Genomic DNA, 3,907 nt, shown 5'->3' with positions numbered 1-3,907 from the left:
TCCCCCCTTCCATCATCCCTCTGCGACCTCCCATCGTCAGAAGAGGCGATATTTATCATTCCCTCATCCGATTCCATTTCCGTTTTTTCACCTACTGACTTCTCCTCCTGAAACAGTATATCAAGCAACCTGTTGAACTCCTCAAATGTGAAATCATCCTCCTTTTTCTTCTCCGGTCTACCTACCACCATCGCAGGCGCTTCCACGTTCGCTCGCCTCTCAACCTTCATCTCATTGACCTTAGGTATAGGCTTCTCCTCCCCACGATGCATCGTCATCCATATCCCCGCCCCTCCAAGCATCACCACGACCATACCCACTATCGCAAGCTTCGTTGATAGCTTCATAACAACACCTCACGGCGTGATATGACAGACCATACTTCTCGCTAAGCTCCTTATATCCCTTATCCTCCAGCAGATACTCCCTCAGTATCTCCCTCTCACCCTTTCATTGTCGCTGATGGTGAGACCTCTCCTCATGATTTATTCACGGCTCCCAACCTATCTCTTTAAAAGGGCGTACCTTTGACAGCGATTCATCCCAGACAGGGGTTTCAGGGTCCAGATCAAGCTGGAACAAATCGGAGATATCGGCGTTTGGCTGAAAATCCTTCACCTCTATCTCCCTCAAAGCGACCTTCCTTCCAGGGTAAACGATATCCCATATGCCTTTCCGGAGAAACCATCCTGTCCGTTTACCCAGCTTAAATTCCGTGTAGATAAACCGTTTCTCCCAACGCTCGTTCTTCGGTTTTTTTAACCTTATTTCCTCCTTGACAGGCCGAAATCCCTTTCCCGGCGCTATCCACAAGCGATGAGTCCCAAGGTAGCTTTCAGTTTCTACGATGTAACAGGGGAGCTTTCCCCTTTCGATCTTCAAACTTTCGCAACCGACTATCCGCATTTTATGTTCCTTGAGGTATTGGCTCATCGGCGTTCCCAAAATCCACATCCCCCAATTCCGGACATCAAGGTCGGGAGGGACAAGCAAGCTATCTGTGTGAGAGACCGCCAACCCGACGATTTTGTTTTCCCTGACAGTGACGTCCAAGCAGAGCTGAAGCCTTCTATTGAGAAGGAGCTTCTTGCCTTCCAGCATACCTGAGAGGTAGTGATAATAAGCCCGATATGAGTCAAAGGCGAAAACGGCGTCGAATTCTAATCCGTTTCCACCTCTCTCATGGAAGTGAAGCCTCCCTCTACCGGAGGGAATGCTCGATTCAGCATGTTTCAAACCTGCTATTAACGTCTCTTCGTCTATAGGTGGAAGTACTTCTTCATTTCCCTCAGTATATCCCACGAGCACGTGGAAGAAAACGAGGATCAGAACCACCCTTTTATTTTTCAAGGCTAAACCCTCCTTCTCTTTAATTGGTCTTATCGCTCGCCAGCAAGAACAACAAATTCCTGCTGGGCGTTAAGTGTAAGCGCTTCATCCCATAAGATGGAAACTCGATGGATGATATGACCTTTGTCTCCTTACCTCCCGCGAGTCCGGATAGATCGGCTACAATCAGGTTATGAGATGTGAGAATGTAAAGAATATCGCCCTGAAGGCCAAGGTCGTATACGCTCCCAATCTCATTATAGTTCAGTTTTAAACTCTTCGCCTCAGCGCCACCTTCGGCGACCAGTATCAGCCTATCTCCGTTCCAGTATATTCCCATTATGGGCCGTTTAAAAGGCGGTTCTTTCCTGCCGCTGAGATAAAGAAATCTCTCATATTCCGCAACCCAGTTCATCATGTGTATCTCTTTATCATCTCTGGGAATTATCCAGAGGGCATACGACCTAAACGTCCCCAACCAAAATACTATGTATCTCTCCGAAACTTCACCTTCAAATAACCTGGGAGAAAGGTAGTTAATCGGCAGAATAACAGCATCCTTTGAAAGCCTACTCCGATCATCAGGAGGAACTGGCACTGTTAAAGGTTTGTCCACGTAGTAAAGGTCGTTTTTAGTTATTGATGTCTCTCTTTTACCAGGAGGGAGCACAACTCCACCGTGAGATGGTCTTGCGTACTCCATTTTGAGGGATAGATAATCATACATCGATTTAAGGACTTCCTGATATCCCTCCTTGGTGATCAAGAGAAAGGAACAGGAATCCCCGGAGTAAGAGCCGGGGAATGTTTTTGCGCTCTTCCGCGAAAACGGATCAGAAAGATCTATCCTGAAGAAGTGGCCGTATCTATCAATTATGTGCATGTATCCTCCCTCCACGGCGAAGAACTCATAGGGGGGGAGAATACGGATGGAAAAGGGAAACTCCTGGATAGAGAAGCGAAATCTCTCCCATGGAAGTCGACGGATATCGCTTGGTCGGTCTATTTGCATCATGTAAGGTCCCTCGGTTGTGATGATAAAAAGTCGTTGTCCGTAAATAGCCGTTCCATAAGCCCCTTTAAGTGAAATATAATGCGCCTGCAATGGTTCCTTCGGATTAGAAACGTCAATTACATGAACCCCTCTGCTTGAAGGGATGAAAAGCATCTCGTCCTGATACGCTTCGATATCGGATGCGGAATCCAGTCCCAGCGGAAGATAAGAGATAACCCTGGGTGTAGACGGGTCGGAGATATCGACCGTTATAAGGAGGCTACTTTCAGAGATGCCCGTCAATGCTATGAAGATCTGACATACAAGGGCGGCAATCCTTTTCATCTCTGAGAGGGAGAGGGGGAAAGATTCCAGATCTTTCCCCCTTGGCTTAAAAAGTTAAGGTAGTTTCGTAGTTTGACAGTATATGGGTCTGTTCCACGTATCTGTCTTAGTGACATTACCTGTGCATCCGGTTTGGCTGTAATAAATCTTTGTGCAGACATGTTCCAATTGCTGGTCGTTTATCGTGCACTTGTAGCCGTTGTAAGATGTGCACTTCTTCCACCATCTGATGTTGTTGTAATATATCGACGTCCCATCCGGTTGGTTCTCACATCCTGATGTGTGCTCACATCCGTAGACATCTACACATTTCGCGTTGTATTCGGTTTGCGATCCACCCCCAAGTTTCATCATCTCCTCCTCTGAAAGGATCAGGGAGTCTAACCTTGGGGGAAGATACCAAACGGCCAAACCCGCTATTGCTATCAAAGTGATGCTGATGAGCCAAAACCTCGATCCTCTCATCGCTCAAACCTCCTTTTCCAATCTAAGTTTGATGAAGCTGAAAAACATGGAAAGCTGTATCACCCCCTTAGTAGATTAATGGTAGAGGAGTTATATGGAAAACGTACTTCCCCTCGATCGATTCGATTCCTGGGGTTACGGTGATTCGGAGTATATCAGAGATGTATGACAAAATCTGATCATCCTCAGTATGAAGATAATAGGAACCGACGAGATCTGCTATTTCTTCTTGCAGATCATATAATCTATCATGGATCCAAACCCGGCGATTAAATGTATCTTTGTCCTGCGGCATACCAAGTCTCATGGCTTCGTTGATTTCGTTATACTCATCTCTCAGTGAGCGGAACTCCTCCGCCTTTTCAATTATCTGCTGATAAAGCTCCGCAATCTTCGCCTCTATCTCGGAAGGTTTATCTTCATTCCGGATCGTCCGGGCTTCTTCGGCTGGTTCCTCAGAAGGTTGGATCGGACCCTCTAATGTCTCGACACCTGCTGGTGATATGCCTTCGCTTTCTTCTCCCCTTTCAGTCATGGCGAAGCACTCATCAAGCAACCTGTTAAACTCCTCAAACGTAAACTCATCCTTCTCCTTTTCCCTCTTCGGCTTGCTGAGAGCTACCCTCGCAGGCGCTCTCACGCTCGCTCGCCTCTCAACCTTCACCTCATCGGCCTTAGGCATGGGTTTCTCTTCTCCACGATGGCTCAACCATATCCCAGCTCCGGCGAGCATCATAACCACCGCTCCCGTTATCGCAAGCTTCGTCGTGGCCT

Annotated in this window: 5 protein-coding genes; all 5 read right to left on the bottom strand. The window is 47.3% G+C overall.

Annotated features, from left to right (window positions below; all coding sequences use genetic code 11):
- The coding region (locus tag J7M22_00955) for a hypothetical protein (protein ID MCD6505168.1) at positions 1-347 on the bottom strand (347 nt) is incomplete at its 3' end.
- Positions 348-489: 142 nt separating this feature from the next.
- Entirely contained in the window at positions 490-1,350 is an 861-nt protein-coding gene (locus J7M22_00950) for a hypothetical protein (GenBank protein ID MCD6505167.1), read from the bottom strand.
- A 19-nt stretch (positions 1,351-1,369) separates the two neighbouring features.
- Positions 1,370-2,668, bottom strand: coding sequence for a hypothetical protein (locus J7M22_00945; GenBank protein MCD6505166.1), 1,299 nt, complete (start codon positions 2,666-2,668; stop codon positions 1,370-1,372).
- Between the two features lie 54 nt (positions 2,669-2,722).
- Positions 2,723-3,133, bottom strand: coding sequence for a hypothetical protein (locus J7M22_00940; GenBank protein MCD6505165.1), 411 nt, complete (start codon positions 3,131-3,133; stop codon positions 2,723-2,725).
- 67 nt (positions 3,134-3,200) lie between these two features.
- Positions 3,201-3,907 (bottom strand): hypothetical protein (locus J7M22_00935; protein ID MCD6505164.1); only part of this gene is annotated, 707 nt, incomplete at its 5' end.

The organism is Candidatus Poribacteria bacterium (assembly GCA_021162805.1).
In the GTDB taxonomy this organism is placed as follows: Bacteria; Poribacteria; WGA-4E; order B28-G17; family B28-G17; genus JAGGXZ01.
Note: the sequence above shows the minus strand (reverse complement) of the source record. Positions and strands in the feature narration are given on the sequence as shown.